Raw genomic sequence first — 21,342 nt, forward strand, 5'->3', positions numbered from 1 at the left:
AACCGATAGTAATTGTGTGGACGTTGGATTGTTAGCTAGTTAATCTGGTCGGTATATTCAAAATTCCTGAATGAGTACGAAGATGGCGAGAGAACGAGCACTGACGCTGGAAGCCTTGAGGGTGATGGATGCGATCGATCGTCGTGGCAGCTTTGCCGCTGCGGCAGACGAGCTGGGTAGGGTGCCTTCGGCGCTGAGCTATACCATGCAGAAATTGGAAGAAGAGTTAGATGTGGTGCTGTTCGATCGTTCCGGGCATCGTACTAAATTCACAAATGTTGGGCGGATGCTGCTGGAACGCGGACGCATTCTGTTGGAGGCTGCGGATAAGCTCACGACGGACGCAGAAGCACTGGCACGCGGTTGGGAAACGCACCTGACGATTGTGACGGAAGCGCTCATTCCGACTCAGCGAATTTTCCCATTAATCGATAAACTGGCGCTTAAAGCAAATACGCAGGTATCGATTCTGACTGAAGTGCTGGCTGGGGCGTGGGAGCGCCTTGAGCAAGGGCGCGCCGATATTGTGATTGCGCCGGACATGCATTTTCGCGCGTCTTCTGAAATGAATACCCGCAAGCTGTACACGATGAATAACGTTTATGTCGCCAGCCCGGAACATCCTATTCATCAGGAGCCTGAACCGCTGTCGGATGCAACCCGGGTGAAATACCGTGGGATTGCGATGGCGGATACCGCGCGTGAACGACCAGTACTGACCGTACAACTGTTGGATAAACAGCAGCGTCTGACGGTGAGTTCGCTGGATGATAAACGGCGTGCGCTGTTGGCTGGGTTAGGCGTCGCGACCATGCCGTATCAGATGGTTGCGCAAGATATTGCCGAAGGGCGTTTACTGGTGGTTGGCCCAGAGCATCAGATGGAAAGCCAGATTATTATGGCGTGGCGGCGAGACAGCATGGGCGAGGCGAAATCCTGGTTTCTGCGTGAGATTCCAAAACTATTGAACCAGCCTTAAATCCCGCGCTTTTTGCGGCAAGGTGTGGCTCCACACCTTGCCGCACTATTTCACTAGTTTACTACTTCACTACTGCTTAGCGAAAATCGGCAAAACCCTAGTATAAATCGACAAATGTCTTATCGCGCTGATGAGGCTGGTTCAGATCTTGCTCTGGGCCCAGCGAAATCACGCCATGCGGATTAATCGTGCCGTGGCTACAATAGTAGTGGTGACGAATATGTGCCATATCGACGGTATCGGCGATGCCGGGCATCTGATAAATATCACGCAGAAAACCGAACAGATTGGGATAATCGCTCAGGCGATATTTATCGCATTTAAAATGCGTGTGATAGACCGGATCGAAACGGATCAACGTCGTCCACAGCCGCAGGTCGGCTTCGGTTAATTGCTCACCTGTCAGATAGCGTTGTTTTGCCAGAATGCTTTCCAGATCGGAGAGCGCGGCAAAAACGGTTGTGGCGGATTCATCATAGGCTGACTGGCTTGTCGCAAAACCGGCTTTATACACACCGTTGTTGACCTTGTCATAAATCCAGCCGTTCAATTCGTCAATCTGAGCGCGTAGCGCTTCCGGGTAATAATCTCCCGCGGTTGCCCCCACGCCATCAAAAGCGCTGTTCAGCATGCGGATGATATCGGCGGATTCGTTACTGACAATGGTGTGCTGCTCGGTATCCCACAGGACAGGCACGGTCACCCGACCGCTGTAGTCTGGCATTGCGTGCAGGTAGAGCTGGTAGAGGAATTCGTGCTGATAGAGTGAGTCACCCGTCGCCGCTTCAAAATCGGTACCGAACGTCCAGCCGTGATCGAGCATGAGCGGATGAACGACCGAAACGGTGATGTGATCCGTTAACCCTTTCAACTGCCGCATGAGCAGCGTGCGGTGTGCCCACGGGCAGGCGAGCGAAACATAGAGATGATAACGGCCGGACTGGGCAGGAAAGCCACCTTTACCGGTGAGGCCGGGTGAGCCATCAGGCGTTACCCAGTTGCGGAATGCAGATTCTGAACGCTTAAAATGGCCGCCGGTAGATTTGGTTTCATACCAGGTATCGTGCCATACGCCGTCAACCAGTTGTCCCATAAATCCTCCCGTTAGTGAGTGATGATAAAACAACGGCAAGCCTTGTATGCTTGCCGTCTCATTCGTTATTCGACTATTAAGTGTAGTACAGGCCGGAAAAGGCTCGTCTTACCACTTTTTGCCCAGCAGGCGGTCGATACTGAATGCGCCTGGGCCAGTGACAGCCAGCAGGAGGTAGCCGCCAGCGATGGTCAGGTTTTTCATGAACATCAGTTGGTTCATGCCTTCCGCAAAGTTAGAGTGGAAAATCAATGCAGTCAGCAGAGTAAAGCCGGCAGTGAACAGCGCGACGGTACGTGTCAGCAGGCCGAACAGAACCGCCAGGCCACCACCCAGTTCCAGCAGAATGGTCAGCGGCAGCAGGAAGGTCGGTACGCCCATCGCCTGCATGTATTGTTGTGTGCCCGCATAGGCATCACCCAGCTTACCGTAACCTGCAACGATAAACAGAATCGGCATTAAGATACGCGCAACCAGCAGTGCAGTGCTTTCTAAATTTTTCATCATCTCTCCAATTGATTTTGTTGTGGGCTATACGGCCCTATTGTGTTTGTTGTAGCAGGTGTGGTCTGAAAACCTGGCCCGCCATCAGGTTATGGGCAGATAGTATAGAGAGATGATTTGCGCTGCCAGCGAGTATAATTGTTGCTTTATTTCAGAAAAATTGATGTTTAGTTAATTAGGCAAGAACGCGCTGTCATGGCGCGAGCGCGTTAGGTAAAAGTCAGATGAAAAGTGGTGTTGTATAGGTAAGGCAGGTAGCCGAGGCGATAGGAAGGATTACGGACGTGGCTCAAACGTTTTACGGACGAGCCTGAATGTCCCCCACAGCCCGACGAGGCGGCGTCCCCAGCGGATCATGCGGCTAGGATGGCGCACGCCATAGAGCGCCACGAGGCTGGAGCCCACGATCCAGTATTTACGCCACTGCATCAGGCTTTGCCAGCCGCGATCGTAACGGGCGGTGGTATCCAGCCAGTGTTTTTTACCTGCCGATAAATCCAGCCGCTGCTGCTGTATCTGACGCAGTAGCTGGGCTTTTTCTCGGTCTCGCTGTTGACGCTGGTTCACTTGGGATCTTCCTCCAGCAGCGATCTGTCGGTCGCCAGCTCCTTACGCGTCGCTTTGAGCAAGGTGGAACGACGTACCTTCACGAGTGTCCATATGCCGCCTATCAGCGCCAGTCCGAGCAATGTGGCGGTAATACACCCCAGCGCAAAAAGACGATACTGCGGTTCGATACCCCAGATGATCAGCGCAATCAGGCTCATAATGCCAAAAGCGGCAAAAAGCAGTGTCAGGCCGACCATGATCAGCAACTGAATCAGATTAGCTTTCTCTTCCTCTAATTCAATGACGGCCAGTCGAACACGGCTTTCCACCATGCTGACAATAATAGAGATGATGCGCTGAGCAGAAGCTATGACCCCGCTTGCGGGGCCTTGTTGTGATTTATCCGTCATAGCAATCCGCTAATTAGCGACGAGACAGCAGGACGCCAAGCACGACACCGACTGCTGCGCCAATGCCGACACCGGTCCACGGATTCTGGCGTACATAATCGTCCGCCGATTCAACCGCTTCTTTGGTTTGGGAAGCGATGCGCTCACCCGTATCGCTCAGGCGACTGCGGGTTTCTTTCAGCGCGCTTTCTGCCTTATTGCGCAGCTTGTCGAGTTCCGCTTTAGATTTATCGCTGGAGGTGCTTAATACTTCTTCCAGCGTGTCCGCCAGTGATTTCAATTCGGCGCGTAGGTACTCAGAATTTTGATCTTTAGCCATATTAATAACCCTTCATGTTATAAACCTGAACGTTAACTATAGCTGAAGCTGAAATTTATGCCGCCCCAAATGGGTACGGACAATTCTGATAACTCGCTGTAAATTTTAGTGATTTGGTTTTTGAATACAAAATGAACAGTTGCCGTGTGTTTTATCAGGGCAATCTATTGATGGGTTATTGCGATGCAGCATGTTCCGCGGCGCGTAATTCCTGCTCGGCTTCAGTCAGCTTTCTTTCGCGCTTGAGGATCTTGTCGGCGTCATCCCCTTTCTGGCGGCTTTCATTCAGTTCTTGCTGCCGTTCGGCGACGTCTTTGCGTTTTTCCGCAATGGTTTCCTGGCGTTTTTCTGCTAACCCAGCATCCGTACAGTGGGTTTTCACGCCGTCCAGCGCCTTCTCTAAGCCACTGATGCGGTTCTGATTGCCGTGCTTACGCGCTTCATCGATTTGGCGCTGAATATCCTGCGCTTTCTGCTGACAGGTCTCTACCTGATTGGCAGTATTCGCCAGTGCATGACCGGAAAGCAGGACAGATAAAGCAATAATGGATGGAGATAGTTTCGATGGAAATAATGTCATAGTCGTCACCCCAGTTTGGATTGTTTCTGTGTCAGTTTCTGCTGCCAGAAGGGTGTCGGGGTTGTCACTTGCTGCGCGGTAATTGTGACTTTAGGTAGAGACAAACGCAGGACATCTCTGGCAGCGATACTTTGTTCTGGCGAGGCCAGACGGACGATCAGGCTATCTTGCTCTGGCGTAATGCTTTTGATCGCAATTCCTTTTTCATTGAGACGCTGATACACGTAAAAGCCATCTGGCAACGCGGCACCGTCATAAGGCTTGATGTGTAGCATAGCATCGTCTTGGGAATGGCGTAGTGACTGGGACTGTGTCAATGCAATCATCGGCAGCGCAAGCAATAGCAGTATGCGACCTGCTTTTCTGGAGAAGAGCTTAGAGAATAACCCGCTAATTGACACGGTTAGCTCCCTTTTTCTGCATTATCTGCATCTGCTTTAGCGTCACGTTTTTTACGCCACAGGACAAAAAGCGATCCAAACAGGCCGATAAACAGCAGGGCCAGCGGCAGTATCATCAGGCAGAGCATCAGCTCGTCTTCATATTTCAGGAAGACCGTTGTTTTCCCTAAGGCGTAGCCCAGCGTAACCAGAATAAACACCCACAGGAACCCGCTCATCCAGTTAAAGAACTGAAAGCGCGCGTTATTCAGACCAGACAAGCCTGCGATGGTTGGGAGTAACGTTCTGACAAAAGCCAGAAAACGGCCAACTAACAGCGCGGACAGACCATGACGATGGAAGAGCTGGTGGGCGCGTTGGTGATAGTGCGCGGGCAAATGTGATAGCCAACCCTGAACCACTCCCGTATTGCCAAGCCATTTTCCCTGAATATAGCTTGCCCAACAGCCGAGACTGGCGGCCGTCGTCAGGAGAAATATCGTAAAAGGGTAATTCATTGTGCCCTTGGCGACGAGGACGCCGACCAAAATGAGCAGGCTATCGCCGGGCAGGAAAGCGGCGGGGAGCAGGCCATTTTCCAGAAAGATAATCAGAAACAGTAATATGTAGATGGTCCATACCAGTTTCGGGTCGGCTAAAATATCGAAATCCTGATGCCAGAGTGCGTTTAACAGTTCTTTGATTAATTCCATCCGGTATTCCTAATACTGCTGTTGCATTTTAGCCTTGGCGACAATCACGCACGCTTCTGGACATGATAAGAGTGAATACAGTGTTAATCCCGTCATACTTCAAGTTGCCTGAAACTCGAATTATTTAGGGTATATCAGGGCACAGGATTATGATTTTTTGATGATCTCTGTTTTTTCTGCCTGATAGTGGAGCTGGTGTCTGACTTGATGCTCGCTTTTCGCTGCGAACCCGATAAACAGGCTGCTTGGGGATTGTTTGGTCTTGGCAGACTTTGCATCCAAAGCGGCGGATTAAGCGTAAGAAAGACGCGTTAACTGTAACAAAATAGGTGTTACTGAGACAGAAAAATATTACGACAACTGGGGCGGTTTAGGGGGATTTTTCGAAGAAGAGTGGGGATTTCTGCGATATTTTACACTCGCTGACAGAAATCAACGTTTTCTGACTTTTTCCCTCTGGTTCAAAATTTTCCCCCTTCGCGTAAAACGAGGGGGAGGATGCACATTTAGGACTTGCCCGTGTGTATCTGGTCGAGGTGGACGACTGGATTTTCGGCGAACATATAGCGGTCGACGTTAAACTCGAAATCATCCGTCGTGGCGCGAAACAGCATCTGTTTGGTATTTTCCAGATGTTGCCACATCGCCAGTTTGGCCGCGTAAGGATCTTTGCGAATCAGTGCCTTAAGGATGCGATCGTGTTCCTCGCACCAGCTTTCAATCGACTTGTCGTCAATGTGCTCATGCAGTTTGCGCCAGTAGGGATTGTGAATCCGTTGGCTCCACATTTTCTCGACGATGGTCGCCATCGCGGAGTTCTGTGTTGCCAGCGCGACCTGAACGTGGAATTTGAGATCCCACTGAGAATCACGGAAGCGATCTTCCTGACGCGCATATTCCTGAATTTCCATCAGTTGGATGATGTCCTGACGGGTTACCTGTGTGGCCGCAAATTCAGCAATGTTGCTTTCAATGAGTTGGCGAGCCTGAAGCAGCTCAAAGGGGCCTGCCGCGACGAATTCAATATCGCCGCTATTAATGAATGAATTCTTCTGCTGGTTGGAAATAACGTGAATGCCTGAACCCTTGCGTACTTCAACGTACCCTTCGACTTCCAGCATAATGATGGCTTCGCGCACCACGGTGCGGCTGACGTTCATTTCTTCAGAAATATAGCGCTCTGCCGGTAATTTTTCGCCGACCTGATACATACCACTTTCGATGCGCTGTTTTAATTCTGCGGCTAACTGCTGGTATAGCCGTCGGGGTTCAGTGAGTGCCATGATGATGTCTACTCTCGATAGATGACGGTCCATGTGCCACGTCAGGGCCTGAGTGTCTATCTCGTTAATCTTTCAGGGATGATTTGTTATACCACTTAATCATAGCAGCAACCAATGTTGTGGTCACAGTTATCGCGGTGTGTTATCGGAGGGAGGTGGCTCACCCAGTCGCAGATCATACCGGATGAGCCAGGATAATGCAGGGATTATCAGTGTTGGTTGGCTTCTTTCAATGTTTCAGCCGCGGCGGCGACTTCTGATGCCGGTTGGTTTTTCAACACGGTCCAGATGACGATAGCACCCAACAGGTCAAAGACGGCCAGTGCCGCGAACAGCGGGCTGAAGCCCATCGTGTCGGCCAGTGCGCCCACAACCAGAGCAAACATGGTGCTTGCCATCCAGGCTGCCATGCCGGTCAAACCATTTGCCGTTGCGACTTCATTACGGCCAAATACGTCAGATGACAGGGTAATCAGCGCGCCGGACAGCGACTGATGCGCAAAACCACCGACGCACAGCAGGGCGATGGCGACATAAGGGCTGGAGAACAGCCCGATCATGCCCGGTGCAATCATCAGTACCGCACCCATCGTGACGACCATTTTGCGGGAAACGATCAGATTCACTTTGAAATGCTTTTGGAACAGCATTGGCAAGTAACCGCCCAGAATGCAGCCGATATCGGCGAACAGCATCGGCATCCAGGCGAACATGGCGATTTCTTTCAGGTTAAAGCCGTAGGCTTTAAACATGAACAGCGGGATCCATGCATTGAAAGTCCCCCAGGCGGGTTCAGCCAGAAAACGCGGCAGTGCGATACCCCAGAATTGGCGGTTACGCAGGATCTGCAAGGCGGACATTTTTTTCGCGTTATTGGTTTGGTGCTGTGCTTCCTGCCCGCTAAGAATGTAGTCGCGCTCTTCGTCGCTGAGTTTTTTCTGATCTTTCGGGTGCTTATAGAAAACGAGCCAGCAGAGGGCCCAGATCAGGCTCAGCACACCGGTGATGATGAAGGCCATTTCCCAGCTGTGTGCCACAATCGCCCACACGACCAGCGGTGGCGCGATCATGGCGCCGATGGATGACCCCACGTTGAAGTAACCCACCGCAACAGAGCGCTCTTTTGCTGGAAACCATTCGCTACTGGCTTTCAGGCCAGCAGGGATCATGGCCGCTTCTGCCATACCGACAGCGCCGCGGGCGATCGCTAACCCCCCCCAGCTGTTTGCCAGCGCGGTGCCCATACAGCAGATGGCCCACAGAATGGCGAACATGGCATAGCCGATTTTTGTGCCAAGCAAATCCAGTACATAGCCAGCGATGGGCTGCATAATGGTATAACAAGCTGAGTAGGCAGCAACGATGTAAGAATACTGCTGTGTCGTGATGTGCAACTGATCTTGTAGCGTCGGTGCGGCAACAGACATTGCATTACGCGTCAGATATCCCAGCACGGTGCCAATGGTCACCAGGCCGATCATATACCAGCGTAATCCTTTGATTTTACGCATTTACTTTCTCTCCGAGTCAATAAAAAACACCGTAATGGCTCTTGAGTGGCATCAGGGTGTGATGTGTCTTGTGATGTCGTGCGACACGTTTTGTTGTTGTACTGAACAGGAAAACCCTTCTCTTTGTGAGATAGCGATTGAATCCCTGCTTAAGGCAGCGCTACAATAATTTGTCATACAACTTTAAAAGTTGAGTGATATCACAAAGCCATTATTTTTATATGGAATAGCGGATTCCTCGTTTAAACCGAGAGAAACAAGCCGTTTGCGGCGATAAACGCTGAGTTATTGTACTGTTTGTTACATTTTTGCGATCATGACCTCACAAATACTGTGAGATATCGCGCATAATTGGTGTGATATCTTTTAACGGTCAACTAATTTGGTGCACAAGAAGCACGGTAAGGAAGAGAACATGCCCCAGTTTCTGAGTGAAGATTTTCTGTTAGACAGTGAATTTGCCCGTCGTCTTTATCATGAGTATGCCGTCGACCAACCGATATTTGACTATCACTGCCATTTGCCGCCTGAGCAGATCGCGGAAAACTATCGCTTCAAAAATTTGTATGACATCTGGCTGAAAGGCGATCACTACAAGTGGCGCGCGATGCGCACCAACGGCGTGCCTGAGCGTTTGTGTACGGGTAATGCCAGCGATTGGGAAAAATTTGAAGCCTGGGCCGCTACCGTGCCGCACACCATCGGCAACCCGCTCTACCACTGGACACACCTGGAACTGCGTCGTCCGTTCGGTGTAACCGGCACGCTGCTGTCGCCGAGCACGGCAAAAGACATTTGGGATCGTTGTAATGCCATGCTGGAGCGCGATGACTTTACCGCGCGCGGCATCATGCAGCAGATGAACGTGAAAATGGTCGGTACGACAGACGATCCGATTGACGATCTGCGCCACCATAAAACCGTTGCTCAGGATTCAAGCTTCTCTATCAAAGTGTTGCCGAGCTGGCGCCCAGATAAAGCGTTCAACATTGAACTGGCAACCTTTAACGACTATATGGCGAAACTGGGTGAAGTCTCTGACACCGACATTCGTCGTTTCAGCGATCTGCAAACGGCGCTGACCAAGCGTCTGGATCACTTCGCCGCACACGGCTGTAAAGTGTCTGACCACGCGCTGGATGTGGTGATGTTTGCCGAAGCGGATGACGCCGCTCTGGATAAAATTCTGGCGCGTCGTCTTGCGGGCGAAACGCTAAGTGAACATGAAGTGGCACAGTTCAAGACCGGCGTTCTGGTCTGGCTGGGGGCGGAATATGCCCGTCGCGGCTGGGTTCAGCAGTATCACATTGGTGCTCTGCGTAACAACAACCTGCGCCAGTTCAAGCTGCTGGGGCCGGATGTGGGCTTCGACTCCATCAATGACCGTCCGCTGGCTCAGGAACTGTCTCGCCTGCTCAGCAAACAGAATGAAGAAAACCTGCTGCCGAAAACCATCCTTTACTGCCTGAACCCGCGCGATAACGAAGTGCTCGGTACCATGATCGGCAACTTCCAGGGCGAAGGGATGCCGGGCAAGATGCAGTTCGGTTCCGGCTGGTGGTTCAACGATCAGAAGGACGGCATGCAACGTCAGATGACCCAGTTAGCACAGCTTGGTCTGCTGAGCCGTTTCGTCGGCATGCTGACCGATAGCCGCAGCTTCCTGTCTTATACCCGTCATGAATATTTCCGCCGCATCCTGTGCCAGATGATTGGCCGCTGGGTGGAAGATGGCGAAGCGCCAGCCGATCTGCCTTTGCTGGGTGAAATGGTGAAAAACATCAGTTTCGATAACGCTAAAAACTATTTTGCCATCGAGCTGTAATTCCACGGCGTCGTAAGGTGTGAATTGCGTGAGGGCGCGGTAGTAAGACTCCCAAAGGGGCTTACGCCGCGGCTCTCTATGTCTCGGTCTTTTGTCTTAAGGTAGCCTGTTAATGCAAACGTTAAATCGTCGTAACTTCCCCGGTCGTCAACACCCAGATCGTGTTATCCAGTTTGGTGAAGGCAACTTCCTGCGTGCTTTCGTCGACTGGCAGTTGGATTTGCTGAATGAGCACACCGATCTGGATGCGGGCATTGTCGTTGTTCGCCCGATCGATTCCGATTTTCCACCCGCGCTGGACACTCAGGATGGGCTGTACACCACCATTATCCGTGGTCTGAACGAGCAGGGTGAAGCAGTGCGTGAACCCCGTCTGATCCGTTCGGTAAACCGTGAAATTAACGTGTACCGTCAGTTCGATGAGTATCTGGCGCTGGCGCACGATCCGAATATCCGCTTCGTGTTCTCCAATACCACCGAAGCGGGTATCAGCTATCACGCCGATGACCGCCTGAACGACGCGCCGCCTGTCAGCTTCCCGGCGAAATTAACTCGTCTGCTGTATGAGCGCTTCTGTCATTTTGATGGTGCGGCGGATAAAGGCTGGGTGCTGCTGCCGTGCGAGCTGATTGATTACAACGGCGTGGCGCTGAAAGAGCTGGTGCTGCGCTATGCCGCACAGTGGAAACTGACGCCAACGTTTACTGCCTGGCTGAACGATCACAATACCTTCTGCTCAACGCTGGTGGACCGTATTGTCACGGGTTATCCGCGTGCCGAAGTGGAAGCTCTAGAGCAGGAGATGGGCTACAAGGATACCTTCTGGGATACGGCGGAACACTTCTACCTGTTCGTGATTCAGGGGCCACAGTGGCTGGCGGAAGAATTACGTCTGAACAAGCTGGATCTGAACGTTCGTATCGTTGATGACATCAAGCCGTACAAAGAACGTAAAGTGGCGATTCTCAACGGTGCTCATACTGCGCTGGTGCCGGTGGCATTCCTCGCAGGTCTGGATACCGTTGGCGAATCGATGAATGATGCCCTGATTGGCAAATTCGTAGAAAAGACCATTGCCGAAGAGATTGTGCCGGTACTGGATCTGCCTCATGACGAACTGACGTCGTTTGCTCAGGCTGTACTAAGCCGCTTCCGTAACCCGTTCATTCAGCATCAGCTGTTATCTATCTCGCTGAATGGCATGACCAAATTCCGCACCCGCATTCTGCCGCAGTTGCTGACCTACCGTGAGCGTCACGGTGAACTGCCTGCTCGCTTGACGTTTGCGCTGGCGGCCTTGATTGCATTCTATCGCGGCGAGCGCGGTGGTGAAGGCGATGCGTTACAAACCTATCCATTGCAGGACGATGCACACTGGCTGGAGCGTTATTCCACGCTGTGGGCGGGCGTAAAAGAAAACACCGTCAGCCTGGCTGAGTTGGTGAATGTCGTACTGCGTGATGCCGATCACTGGGAACAGGATTTAACACAGGTTCCTGGCTTGGCTGCGCAGGTGACTGAACAGTTGCAAACCATCGTTGAGCGCGGCATGCGCGCAGCCGTGGAAGGTTATTGCTAATCAGTAAGAAGGGTTATCCATGCAAAGTATTATAAAAATTCATTCTCTGGACAATGTGGCTGTCGCCCTGCGTGATGTCGAGCAAGGCGAAACGGTGTCGGTGGATAGCCATACGGTGACACTTCAGCAACCTGTCGTGCGCGGACATAAGTTCGCGCTGGAAACCATCGCACCGGGAGAAATGATTACCAAGTATGGCCTGCCGATCGGCCATGCGTTGGTGTCTATTGCTCCTGGAGAACACATCCATTCCCAGAATGCGAAAACCAATCTGAGCGATCTGGATGAATACCAGTATGAACCTGAATTTCTCGAACTGCCGCCGCAGATGGGCGATCGGGATGTGCAGCTCTATCGCCGCCAAAATGGCGATGTCGGTATCCGTAATGAACTGTGGATCCTGCCTACCGTCGGCTGCGTGAACGGGATTGCCCGCCAGATTCAGCAGCGTTTCCTGAAAGAAACCAACGATGCGGAAGGGATCGACGGCGTTTACCTGTTCAGCCATACCTTCGGCTGCTCACAGCTCGGTCAGGATCACGAAAACACCCGTACGATGCTGCAAAACATGGTGCGTCACCCGAATGCGGGTGCCGTACTGGTGATCGGTCTGGGCTGTGAGAACAATCAGGTTGACGCCTTCCGTACGACGCTGGGCGATTTTGATTCCGATCGCGTGACGTTCATGGTGTGCCAGCAGCAGGACGACGAAGTCGAAGCCGGTCTGGAGCGTCTGCATACGCTGTATGAGGCGATGCGCCATGACAAACGCGAGCCGGGTAAGCTGAGCGAGCTGAAGTTTGGTCTGGAATGCGGTGGCTCTGATGGGTTATCCGGTATTACTGCTAACCCGCTATTAGGCCGTTTCTCCGACTATCTGATTGAAAACGGTGGCACCACCGTGCTGACCGAAGTGCCGGAAATGTTCGGTGCGGAACGTATTCTGATGAGCCGTTGCCGTGACGAAGCCACGTTTGAGAAAACCGTGCACATGGTGAACGACTTCAAACAGTACTTCATCGCGCATAACCAGCCGATCTACGAGAATCCATCGCCGGGTAACAAAGCGGGGGGGATCACCACGCTGGAAGAGAAATCACTGGGCTGTACGCAAAAAGCCGGACAGAGCAAGGTGGTGGACGTGCTGAAATATGGTGAGCGCTTACATACCCCAGGGCTCAACTTGCTCAGTGCACCGGGGAATGATGCCGTCGCAACCAGCGCGCTGGCGGGTGCCGGTTGCCACATGGTGTTGTTCAGTACCGGGCGCGGTACGCCTTACGGTGGATTCGTGCCTACCGTAAAACTGGCGACCAACAGCGAACTGGCGAAGAAGAAACCACATTGGATTGATTTCGATGCGGGACGTCTGATCCACGACATGCCGATGGATGAACTGTTGAGCCAGTTCGTGGAGCTGATTGTCGAGATTGCTGACGGCAAGCGTACTAAGAATGAAGTGAACGACTTCCGTGAATTAGCGATATTTAAGAGCGGCGTGACGTTGTAAATTACATTCATTCCAATTAAAATAAAACGGCGTTTCATTTTTATAATGGCGCCGTTTTTTTTCGCCACAACTTTTTAGAGGCAGGGATCATGACACATTATTGGATTGCCCAGTCTGTTGGTGTACTGGCATTTCTGGTCGGTATCACCATGTTTTTCAACCGTAACGATCAAAAATTCAAAATACAGCTCTCGGCATACAGCGCCGTCATTGGTCTACATTTCTTCCTGATGGGGGCAAATGCGGCAGGTGCCAGCGCATTGTTGAACTCGGCACGTACGCTTATTTCACTGAAAACACACAACATCCTTGTGATGTTTGTCTTTATCTCACTGACGCTGCTCTTTGGTTTGTCGGGCATGAACCATGCGATGGAATTGCTGCCGATCGCGGGTACCGTCGCCAGTACCTGGGCGCTGTTCCGTACTTCTGGGCTGACGACGCGCTGCGTGATGTGGTGCTCAACCGCCTGCTGGGTCGCGCATAATATCTGGCTGGGCTCGATTGGTGGGTCGCTGATCGAAGGCAGTTTCCTGCTGATGAACGGCTTTAACATCATCCGCTTCTGGCGCATGCAGCAGCGCGGTATCGATCCTTTTAGCGTAGAGAACAAAGCGTAATTTCGGGTGTTTCTCGTCACTTTAACGCCGCTCGTTTTTAAGCGAGCGGCCTGATAATCAACCCTAATCAGTTACAGCAAATTCAAGCGCTCTTTTTCCGCCAGCTTAGCGTCTTCCGCGTGGCACACGGCGGCGATGAACATCACGTCCGTTGAGGAGTTCACTGCGGTTTCTGCCGAGTCCTGCAAGACGCCGATGATGAAGCCAACCGCAACCACCTGCATGGCGATATCATTGGAGATACCGAACATGCTGCACGCAAGCGGGATCAACAGCAGTGAGCCACCCGCCACACCCGATGCGCCACAGGCACAGATAGATGCCACCACGCTCAGTAATAATGCGGTAGCGATATCCACTTCAATCCCTAGCGTATGAACGGCCGCCAGTGTTAAAACAGTGACCGTAATAGCTGCACCCGCCATATTAATGGTCGCACCCAGCGGAATGGCGACTGAGTAGCTATCTTCATTCAGGTTTAATTTGCGGCACAGTTCCATATTCACCGGAATGTTGGCGGCAGAGCTACGGGTAAAGAAGGCGGTCACGCCGCTTTCACGCAGACAGCGCAGCACCAGCGGATAAGGGTTACTGCGAATCTTCCAGTAGACGATCAGCGGGTTGATCACCAGCGCAACCAGCAACATACCACCGATCAACACCATCAGCAGGTGGGCGTAGCCCCACAGTGCACCGAAGCCAGTTTCCGCCAGCGTTGAGGCGACCAGACCAAAGATCCCCAGCGGTGCGAAGCGGATCACGACACGCACGATAGCTGTTACGGCATGAGATGCATCGCTGATCAGGTTCTTTGTGGAAGCTGACCCATGACGGAAAGCTAACCCCAGACCTACAGCCCACACCAGAATACCGATGTAGTTGGCATTGAGCAGAGCGTGAATCGGGTTAGCGACAACACTCATCAACAGGCCTTTTAATACTTCGACAATCCCTGACGGTGGTGTGATGTCAGTAGCTTGCGCACTCAGTGCTAGCGTAGAGGGAAACGTGATACTCAACACGACGGCAATGAAGGCCGCAGAGAAGGTGCCGATGAGGTAGAGATACAGGATCGGGCGGATATTGGTTTTCTGCCCTTGTTGGTGGTTGGCGATAGATGCCATGACCAGCATCAAAACCAGAATGGGGGCGACGGCTTTCAATGCGCCGACGAACAGCGTTCCCAATAAGCCAGCCGCCAGTGCAGCCTGTGTGGACAGTGAAGCCAGAATAATACCAGCCGCAAGCCCCAGAAGAATTTGTTTAACCAGGCTGCCGTGGGTAATGTACTGCAAAAAACGAGAGTGTTGAGTTGCCATAATTTTGACGGGATAACCGTTCCGCTAAGTGGTTGTTTGTACGGAGTTGGCACCTCTGGCTTGTGCCGGGTGACTTTGTCTTTCCGTAACGATATGTGTTTGCGCGTATCAGTATATGAAAATTTGTTGTTGAGAAAAGCGATGATGTGGTTTTTTATGACGAACATCCTTGTCCGTCACCCTGCGGGCCGTTGCGCAGCGCTGATTTTTCCGTAGGGCGAGTGTCGAAATGTGTGAGTGTAGAAACGTGTGAATGAGGAAAATGCTCTCCGCACCGTTGGAACCGTGCGGAGAGGAGAGGGAAAGGATTAACGCTCAGCGCGTTTGTTCACCCAGACATTGATCAGCATAGTGATGACCAGAATGCTGGCAACGACGCCCAGAGAAATCGCCACCGGAATATGGAAAATGTCGATGAGCATCATCTTGGTACCAATGAAGATCAGGATGACGGCCAGGCCATATTTCAACAGTGAGAAGCGTTCAGCCACGCCAGCCAGCAGGAAGTACATCGCACGCAGGCCCAGAATAGCGAACAGGTTTGACGTCAGTACGATAAAGGGATCGGTCGTGACGGCGAAAATAGCCGGGATACTGTCGACGGCGAAAATCACGTCACTGATTTCAACCATAATCAGCACCAAAAACAGCGGCGTGGCATACAGAATACCGTTACGACGGACGAAGAATTTTTCATTCTCAATGCTATCCGTCATACGCAGACGGCTACGCAGCCAGCGCACCAGCGGCTTGTCGCCTATCGCGCCGCCATCTTCTTTCGCCAGCGCCATTTTAAGACCGGTGAACAACAGGAACGCGCCGAACACGTAGAGTAGCCACTGGAACTGCGTGACGAGCCAACTGCCGCCAAACACCATCAGCGTTCTGAGAACGATGGCACCCAGCACGCCGTAAATCAGCACGCGACGTTGGTATTGCGGGGGAACGGCGAAGTAGCCGAATAGCATCAGCCAGACGAAGACGTTATCGACGGCAAGCGCTTTCTCGATCAAATAGCCGGTCAGGAAGGCCAGCGACTGGGCGTTGGCAACCTCGCGACCCATCGTGCCATCCAGATACCACCAGAAACCGGCATTGAACAGCAGAGAGAGCGTGACCCAGATGATAGACCAGACTGCAGCCTGTTTGAACGTCATTACCGTCGACCCTTTGCGCCCTTGATAGAGCAGGTCGATGGCCAGCATCACTATAACAATGGCAGCGAAGCTGCCCCATAACCATGGCGTTCCGATGGTGTGCATAGCAAGATCCTTAAATAGAAACAAAAACGGCCAACATCGGAAGGACGCTGGCCGCTTGTTATTAAAGCTGCAGATGCACCTCGCCTTCCGGCAAGGTCTCACTTACAACATTAATGAAGCTGTCTCATCAAGGTTGCCCGGTAACCGGATGCGTAAAGCATCGTAATGACGGCTGACCGGCGGAAAAGTTACTCCCCTTTGCCTGACAGAAGATAGGTGAAAAGATGATCCTGGTCAAATAATTATCGCTGTCTTACTCCGCATTTCCCGGCGTCGCGGCATCGGCAGGAAACACGACACCCGTTTGGCGGCGAATTTCCGTCAGCAGCCCTGCGACGGTGCGTGAGCGCGCCAGTTCCGCATGGTTAATGTTGTTATTGTTCACCAGCGTGGCAAAGGCTTCAGCTTCGTACAGCATGCTGTTGATATGCTGTGGCTGGCTGAGATCCAACTGCTTGCCTTCACGCGGAATGAATTTCACATTATGGCATTCGGACACTTTTTCAATCACCAGCGAACCGTCTTCCCCTTGAATTTCGCTGGGAATAGCGGAGTGGCTGACTTTGGAGTGGACGATGGTCACATCGAAATCGCCGTAATTCAGGATGATGCTGCCATGTGCGTCGACGCCGCTTTCCAGCAGTGTCGCGCTGGCCTGCGTGGTGCATGGTTCGCCCCACAGCGCTACGGCGAAGGCCAGACAGTAATAGCCGATATCCATGATGGAACCGTTGGAGAACGCCGGATTGAACGTGTTGGGGTTCTCACCTGCCAGATAGAGAGGGTAACGTGAGGAATACTGGCAGTAACTCAGCACCACTTTACGCAACCTACCGACTTTCGGCAGTGCCTGCTGTACCACGCTAAAGTTGGGCAGGCTGGCGGTTTTGAACGCCTCAAACAGCACAACTTGATTTTCTCTGGCGCAGGCTATCATTTGCTCGACTTCATAGCGGTTGGAAGCCAGCGGTTTTTCACAGATGACGTGCTTGCCGTGGCTCAGGAAAAGCAGAGCCTGTTCGCAATGCAGGGAATTCGGGCTGGCCAGATACACCGCGTCGATAAGGTCGGATTTCGCCATGGTTTCCAGTGAGTCAAAAAGCGTATCCACCATGTAATCGGCTTGAAACGGCTGCGCTTTTTCTGCCGTTCGGGAATAGATGGCGGTGAGCTTCAGTTTGCCGGTTTCATGGGCGGCATCAACAAACTGACGGGTGATCCAACTGGTTCCGACAATGGCGAAGCGAATCATAAGCGTTTGGTATCCTGAAGGTATGGGGGATGACTATGCAGATTATCACGGTGAAATGACAAGGCAACGTCAATCATTTCCCGTTCTGGCAGAGAAAAGCATTTACTGATGGGCTATTTTAAGGGATAAACAGCGCAAATTTTATGATGCAGGAGAGGCTAATGAGCCAACTCGAATTGGAAACGTGCAACCTGACGTTGGTGCGTTACCCTCAGGTCGCTGAAAACTCGGCGCTACAGGCGTGGGATGCCGCAGATGAATATCTGCTGCGTGAACTGGCTAGCATGGAAATCGCGCCGGGCCCGCGCCTGATTTTCAATGATACGTTTGGTGCGCTGGCCTGCGGTTTACAGGCGCAATCGCCCGTCAGTATCAGTGACTCTTATCTCAGCCAACTGGCGACACGACATAATCTGGAACTGAACGGTTATGATGCCGATGCAGTAACGCTGTTGGATAGCATGGCGGAACTACCCGCTGCGCCCGCGCTGGTGGTGATAAAGATACCGAAAACGATCGCGCTGCTGGAACACCAGTTGAGAATGTTGCGTAAGGTCGTTACGCCGCAAACGCGCATCATCGCCGGGGCGAAGGCTCGGGATATTCATACCTCTACACTGCAACTGTTTGAACGCGTGATGGGGCCGACGAAAACCTCGCTAGCCTGGAAAAAGGCGCGTCTGGTTCACTGTGAGTGGGCGGAACTAAAAGTCAGTGAGCAGTCACTTACTACTGAGTGGGAGCTGGATGGGTACGGCTATCGCATTCAAAACCATGCCAACGTGTATTCGCGTAATGGGTTGGATATCGGCGCACGTTTCTTTATGCAGCATTTGCCGGAACAGATAGACGGTAAGATCATCGATCTCGGCTGCGGTAATGGCGTTATTGGGCTGGCGGCGCTGGAAGCCAACCCAGAAGCCACTGTCGGCTTCTTTGATGAATCCTACATGGCGGTGGCATCAAGCCAGGTCAACGTTGAAGTCAACCGCCCGCAGGATATTGAGCGCTGTAGCTTTGTGGTGAACCACGGATTAGCTCGCGTTAGGCGCGATACGTTGCAGGTGGTGCTGTGTAATCCGCCTTTCCATCAACAGCAGGCAGTGACCGATGAAATTGCCTGGCAGATGTTTATGGATGCCCGCCGCTGCCTTCAGGTTGGTGGAGAACTGCGCATCGTGGGGAATCGCCATCTGGATTATTTCCACAAGTTGAAGCGTCTATTCGGTAACTGTGAAACCCTCGCCAGCAACACGAAGTTCGCGGTACTGCGTGCGGTTAAAACGGGATCGTCCCGCTAAGCTGAATTTGTCTATACCCTAAATAATTCGAGTTTCAGGCAGGCGGCAAGCGAAGGAATCCCGATGAGCTTACTCAGGTAAGTGATTCGGGTGAGTGAACGCAGCCAACGCACATGCAACTTGAAGTATGACGGGTATAAACTACAGCGTTAACGCCAGCCGGGTGGCCTGATCGATCGCCCGGCGAGCGTCCAGCTCCTGCGCCACATCGGCACCGCCAATCAGATGAACGTGACATCCAGCAGCCAGTAAAGGGTCATACAGCTTACGGTTGGGTTCCTGACCGGCACAGATAATGATGTTATCCACTGGCAAACAGCGTTGTTGTTGGTCGTGGATGATGTGCAGTCCCTCATCATCAATATGGTGATATTCCACGCCGCCCAGCATTGTCACGCCGTGGCGCAGCAGCGTAGTGCGGTGTATCCAGCCTGTCGTTTTCCCCAGATTTTCACCGGGCTTGCCGGATTTTCGCTGTAATAACGTAATGTCTCGCTGATGGGGAAGCTCGCTAGGTTGATGAGGCAGCAGGCCACCCCGGTGCTGCAATTGTTTATCGATTCCCCATTCCGCATAAAAACTGCCGTGATGCTCGTTTTTCAGAAGATCGTTGTTGTGAAGAAGATAGTGCGCGGTATCAAAACCGATACCGCCTGCGCCGATAATGGCTACCCGCTTGCCGACAGGCTTTTTGTCGCGCAGCACGTCCAGATAGCTCAGCACACTAGGGTGATCGATGCCTGTAATCGCGGGGATACGCGGCACGATGCCACAGGCCAGAATCACGTCATCAAAACCGAGTAAATCGGCGGCGGTTGCCTGCGTGCTCAGGCGAAGTGTGACGCCGAGCAATTCTAGCTGCCGACGGTAGTAGCGCAGCGTTTCATAAAATTCCGCTTTGCCGGGTATCTGTTTGGCAATATTAAACTGTCCGCCGATATAGGAAGACGATTCAAACAGCGTGACCTGATGGCCGCGTGCGGCGGCGTTGACGGCAAAAGCCATGCCAGCAGGCCCCGCGCCGACTACCGCAAAGCGTTTACCGACTCTGGCGGGTTGGATAGGCAGTTCGGTTTCGTGGCAGGCGCGCGGGTTGACCAGACAGGACGTGATCTTGCCAGCGAAAATCTGATCGAGGCAGGCCTGATTGCAGCCGATGCAGGTATTGATTTCATCGGCACGTCCCGATTGCGCTTTTGCCACCAGTTCCGCATCGGCGAGAAAAGGGCGAGCCATCGACACCATGTCAGCACAGCCTTCGGCCAGCAGTTGTTCGGCCACGCCGGGATCGTTGATGCGGTTGGTGGTAATCAGCGGGATGCGGACTTTCCCCATCAGCTTCTTCGTCACCCAGCCGAAGGCACCGCGCGGCACCAGCGTGGCGATAGTCGGAATGCGCGCTTCATGCCAACCGATACCTGTATTGATGAGCGTCGCACCTGCCTGTTCAATCGCCTGCGCCAGTTGCACAATTTCTTGCCAGCTTGAGCCTTCTTCTATCAGGTCGAGCATGGATAAACGATAAATCAGAATGAAGTTCGGCCCTGTTCGCTCCCGCACGGCGCGAACAATCTCAAGTGCGAAGCGGCTGCGGCGCTGAAAATCGCCGCCCCATTCGTCATCGCGATGGTTGGTGTGCGTCACCAGAAACTGATTAATCAGGTAGCCTTCCGACCCCATGATTTCCACGCCATCGTAACCGGCCTGCTGCGCCAGCGCGGCGCAACGGGCAAAGTCGTTGATGGTTTGCACAATATCCTGCGTACTCATTTCTCGTGGCGAAAAGCGGTTAATCGGTGCCTGAATAGCCGATGGCGCGACTGGATCAGGCTGATAGCTGTAGCGTCCGGCGTGGAGAATTTGCAGCGCGATTTTCCCGCCTGCGTCGTGTACCGCCTGCGTCAGTACCTGATGATGCGCCAACTGCTCCTTGTCATGCAGGGTTGCGCCGCCCTTGGCGACAGCCCCTTTGGCGTTTGGCGCAATGCCGCCAGTAACAATCAGGCCAACGCCGCCCTGCGCCCGTTCGCGGTAAAATGCCGCCAGCCTTTCGGTGCCGTCCGGGTGTTCTTCCAGACCGGTATGCATAGATCCCATCACTACGCGGTTCTTTAACGTCGTGAAGCCAAGATCGAGTGGGGAAAGCAGCGTGGGGTAGGCAGTCATTGCACTCTCCGGTGAAGTTAACTGGTCTGATGAGTTATGGTGTTCAATCTAGCGGTAATTGAGGGAGTTGTGAAATTTATGTTTATTTATTGTGATTGATGTCATTGCTAACCATAGGGAGAAGCGTGTGCAGACAAGGGATCGTGCGCTGGAGTGTTTGTTGTCGGGGGCGTGTGACATTATAATC

20 protein-coding genes are annotated in these 21,342 nt (G+C 52.6%); 6 read left to right on the forward strand and 14 right to left on the reverse strand.

Annotation, left to right across the window (positions count from 1 at the left end; genetic code table 11):
- Positions 1 to 82: 82 nt before the first annotated feature.
- Positions 83 to 979 (forward strand): LysR family transcriptional regulator, encoded by an 897-nt coding sequence (locus tag EIP93_RS03305; protein WP_103861478.1) that lies wholly within the window; start codon positions 83 to 85, stop codon positions 977 to 979.
- Positions 980 to 1,076: 97 nt separating this feature from the next.
- On the opposite strand, the gene EIP93_RS03310 is transcribed toward EIP93_RS03305, so the two are convergent.
- The 10 genes from EIP93_RS03310 to EIP93_RS03355 all read right to left on the reverse strand — a co-directional run bounded on the left by EIP93_RS03310 (position 1,077) and on the right by EIP93_RS03355 (position 8,321).
- Complete coding sequence (locus EIP93_RS03310) at positions 1,077 to 2,072, reverse strand: glutathione S-transferase family protein (RefSeq protein WP_109225283.1); 996 nt, start codon at positions 2,070 to 2,072, stop codon at positions 1,077 to 1,079.
- A 108-nt stretch (positions 2,073 to 2,180) separates the two neighbouring features.
- The gene (locus EIP93_RS03315; protein ID WP_010298854.1) at positions 2,181 to 2,576 is read right to left on the reverse strand and encodes a DoxX family protein; all 396 of its coding nucleotides are present in this window, start codon (positions 2,574 to 2,576) and stop codon (positions 2,181 to 2,183) included.
- Between the two features lie 276 nt (positions 2,577 to 2,852).
- Positions 2,853 to 3,143 (reverse strand): YqjK-like family protein, encoded by a 291-nt coding sequence (locus EIP93_RS03320; RefSeq protein ID WP_102117244.1) that lies wholly within the window; start codon positions 3,141 to 3,143, stop codon positions 2,853 to 2,855.
- A complete protein-coding gene (locus EIP93_RS03325; protein WP_103972016.1) occupies positions 3,140 to 3,535 on the reverse strand; it encodes a phage holin family protein in 396 nt (131 codons plus the stop codon). Before EIP93_RS03325 ends, EIP93_RS03320 begins: the two co-directional genes overlap by 4 nt.
- Positions 3,536 to 3,548: 13 nt before the next feature.
- Complete coding sequence (locus tag EIP93_RS03330) at positions 3,549 to 3,854, reverse strand: ElaB/YgaM/YqjD family protein (protein WP_005971326.1); 306 nt, start codon at positions 3,852 to 3,854, stop codon at positions 3,549 to 3,551.
- Between the two features lie 175 nt (positions 3,855 to 4,029).
- Positions 4,030 to 4,434, reverse strand: coding sequence for a DUF1090 domain-containing protein (locus EIP93_RS03335; RefSeq protein WP_103972017.1), 405 nt, complete (start codon positions 4,432 to 4,434; stop codon positions 4,030 to 4,032).
- A 5-nt stretch (positions 4,435 to 4,439) separates the two neighbouring features.
- A complete protein-coding gene (mzrA, locus tag EIP93_RS03340) occupies positions 4,440 to 4,835 on the reverse strand; it encodes an EnvZ/OmpR regulon moderator MzrA (RefSeq protein WP_103861473.1) in 396 nt (131 codons plus the stop codon).
- A 2-nt stretch (positions 4,836 to 4,837) separates the two neighbouring features.
- The gene (locus EIP93_RS03345; RefSeq protein WP_103861472.1) at positions 4,838 to 5,527 is read right to left on the reverse strand and encodes a DedA family protein; all 690 of its coding nucleotides are present in this window, start codon (positions 5,525 to 5,527) and stop codon (positions 4,838 to 4,840) included.
- 506 nt (positions 5,528 to 6,033) lie between these two features.
- Entirely contained in the window at positions 6,034 to 6,810 is a 777-nt protein-coding gene (exuR, locus tag EIP93_RS03350; protein ID WP_039513554.1) for a transcriptional regulator ExuR, read from the reverse strand.
- 209 nt (positions 6,811 to 7,019) lie between these two features.
- Positions 7,020 to 8,321 (reverse strand): MFS transporter, encoded by a 1,302-nt coding sequence (locus tag EIP93_RS03355; RefSeq protein WP_095701525.1) that lies wholly within the window; start codon positions 8,319 to 8,321, stop codon positions 7,020 to 7,022.
- Between the two features lie 415 nt (positions 8,322 to 8,736).
- Between EIP93_RS03355 and uxaC the strand changes: the two genes are divergently transcribed.
- The 4 genes from uxaC to EIP93_RS03375 all read left to right on the forward strand — a co-directional run bounded on the left by uxaC (position 8,737) and on the right by EIP93_RS03375 (position 13,855).
- Positions 8,737 to 10,146: a glucuronate isomerase gene (gene uxaC / locus EIP93_RS03360; RefSeq protein ID WP_125232267.1), complete on the forward strand. Its 1,410-nt coding sequence runs from the start codon at positions 8,737 to 8,739 to the stop codon at positions 10,144 to 10,146.
- A gap of 112 nt (positions 10,147 to 10,258) precedes the next feature.
- Positions 10,259 to 11,725, forward strand: a complete 1,467-nt coding sequence (locus EIP93_RS03365; protein ID WP_039470632.1) for a tagaturonate reductase — start codon at positions 10,259 to 10,261, stop codon at positions 11,723 to 11,725.
- 19 nt (positions 11,726 to 11,744) lie between these two features.
- The gene (locus tag EIP93_RS03370) at positions 11,745 to 13,235 is read left to right on the forward strand and encodes a UxaA family hydrolase (protein WP_103861470.1); all 1,491 of its coding nucleotides are present in this window, start codon (positions 11,745 to 11,747) and stop codon (positions 13,233 to 13,235) included.
- Between the two features lie 89 nt (positions 13,236 to 13,324).
- Positions 13,325 to 13,855, forward strand: a complete 531-nt coding sequence (locus EIP93_RS03375; protein ID WP_014914081.1) for a YgjV family protein — start codon at positions 13,325 to 13,327, stop codon at positions 13,853 to 13,855.
- Between the two features lie 71 nt (positions 13,856 to 13,926).
- Here the strand turns inward: EIP93_RS03375 and sstT are convergent, their stop codons facing one another.
- The 3 genes from sstT to EIP93_RS03390 all read right to left on the reverse strand — a co-directional run bounded on the left by sstT (position 13,927) and on the right by EIP93_RS03390 (position 17,688).
- Positions 13,927 to 15,174 carry a serine/threonine transporter SstT gene (gene sstT / locus EIP93_RS03380; protein ID WP_103972019.1) on the reverse strand — a complete coding sequence of 416 codons (1,248 nt, stop codon included), beginning with the start codon at positions 15,172 to 15,174 and terminating at the stop codon, positions 13,927 to 13,929.
- Positions 15,175 to 15,482: 308 nt separating this feature from the next.
- Entirely contained in the window at positions 15,483 to 16,436 is a 954-nt protein-coding gene (locus EIP93_RS03385; protein WP_010282967.1) for a TerC family protein, read from the reverse strand.
- 253 nt (positions 16,437 to 16,689) lie between these two features.
- Positions 16,690 to 17,688, reverse strand: a complete 999-nt coding sequence (locus tag EIP93_RS03390) for a Gfo/Idh/MocA family protein (protein ID WP_116361842.1) — start codon at positions 17,686 to 17,688, stop codon at positions 16,690 to 16,692.
- 161 nt (positions 17,689 to 17,849) lie between these two features.
- On the opposite strand from EIP93_RS03390, the gene rlmG reads away from it, so the two are divergent.
- The gene (rlmG, locus tag EIP93_RS03395; protein ID WP_125232268.1) at positions 17,850 to 18,989 is read left to right on the forward strand and encodes a 23S rRNA (guanine(1835)-N(2))-methyltransferase RlmG; all 1,140 of its coding nucleotides are present in this window, start codon (positions 17,850 to 17,852) and stop codon (positions 18,987 to 18,989) included.
- A 141-nt stretch (positions 18,990 to 19,130) separates the two neighbouring features.
- Here the strand turns inward: rlmG and EIP93_RS03400 are convergent, their stop codons facing one another.
- On the reverse strand, positions 19,131 to 21,155 hold the full coding sequence (locus tag EIP93_RS03400) for an NADPH-dependent 2,4-dienoyl-CoA reductase (RefSeq protein ID WP_107332282.1): 2,025 nt from the start codon (positions 21,153 to 21,155) through the stop codon (positions 19,131 to 19,133).
- Positions 21,156 to 21,342: the final 187 nt, after the last annotated feature.

It is taken from the genome of Pectobacterium versatile (genome assembly GCF_003932035.1).
GTDB lineage: Bacteria > Pseudomonadota > Gammaproteobacteria > Enterobacterales > Enterobacteriaceae > Pectobacterium > Pectobacterium versatile.

Excerpts from the sequence above, each read along its gene's own strand:
- EIP93_RS03370 (WP_103861470.1), top strand. The coding sequence starts at position 11,745 with ATGCAAAGTATTATAAAAATTCATTCTCTGGACAATGTGGCTGTCGCC.
- EIP93_RS03390 (WP_116361842.1), bottom strand. The coding sequence starts at position 17,688 with ATGATTCGCTTCGCCATTGTCGGAACCAGTTGGATCACCCGTCAGTTT.
- EIP93_RS03365 (WP_039470632.1), top strand. The coding sequence starts at position 10,259 with ATGCAAACGTTAAATCGTCGTAACTTCCCCGGTCGTCAACACCCAGAT.
- sstT (WP_103972019.1), bottom strand. The coding sequence starts at position 15,174 with ATGGCAACTCAACACTCTCGTTTTTTGCAGTACATTACCCACGGCAGC.
- EIP93_RS03355 (WP_095701525.1), bottom strand. The coding sequence starts at position 8,321 with ATGCGTAAAATCAAAGGATTACGCTGGTATATGATCGGCCTGGTGACC.
- EIP93_RS03400 (WP_107332282.1), bottom strand. The coding sequence starts at position 21,155 with ATGACTGCCTACCCCACGCTGCTTTCCCCACTCGATCTTGGCTTCACG.
- EIP93_RS03330 (WP_005971326.1), bottom strand. The coding sequence starts at position 3,854 with ATGGCTAAAGATCAAAATTCTGAGTACCTACGCGCCGAATTGAAATCA.
- EIP93_RS03385 (WP_010282967.1), bottom strand. The coding sequence starts at position 16,436 with ATGCACACCATCGGAACGCCATGGTTATGGGGCAGCTTCGCTGCCATT.
- uxaC (WP_125232267.1), top strand. The coding sequence starts at position 8,737 with ATGCCCCAGTTTCTGAGTGAAGATTTTCTGTTAGACAGTGAATTTGCC.
- exuR (WP_039513554.1), bottom strand. The coding sequence starts at position 6,810 with ATGGCACTCACTGAACCCCGACGGCTATACCAGCAGTTAGCCGCAGAA.
- EIP93_RS03345 (WP_103861472.1), bottom strand. The coding sequence starts at position 5,527 with ATGGAATTAATCAAAGAACTGTTAAACGCACTCTGGCATCAGGATTTC.
- EIP93_RS03315 (WP_010298854.1), bottom strand. The coding sequence starts at position 2,576 with ATGAAAAATTTAGAAAGCACTGCACTGCTGGTTGCGCGTATCTTAATG.
- rlmG (WP_125232268.1), top strand. The coding sequence starts at position 17,850 with ATGAGCCAACTCGAATTGGAAACGTGCAACCTGACGTTGGTGCGTTAC.
- EIP93_RS03305 (WP_103861478.1), top strand. The coding sequence starts at position 83 with ATGGCGAGAGAACGAGCACTGACGCTGGAAGCCTTGAGGGTGATGGAT.
- EIP93_RS03325 (WP_103972016.1), bottom strand. The coding sequence starts at position 3,535 with ATGACGGATAAATCACAACAAGGCCCCGCAAGCGGGGTCATAGCTTCT.
- EIP93_RS03335 (WP_103972017.1), bottom strand. The coding sequence starts at position 4,434 with ATGACATTATTTCCATCGAAACTATCTCCATCCATTATTGCTTTATCT.
- EIP93_RS03310 (WP_109225283.1), bottom strand. The coding sequence starts at position 2,072 with ATGGGACAACTGGTTGACGGCGTATGGCACGATACCTGGTATGAAACC.
- EIP93_RS03375 (WP_014914081.1), top strand. The coding sequence starts at position 13,325 with ATGACACATTATTGGATTGCCCAGTCTGTTGGTGTACTGGCATTTCTG.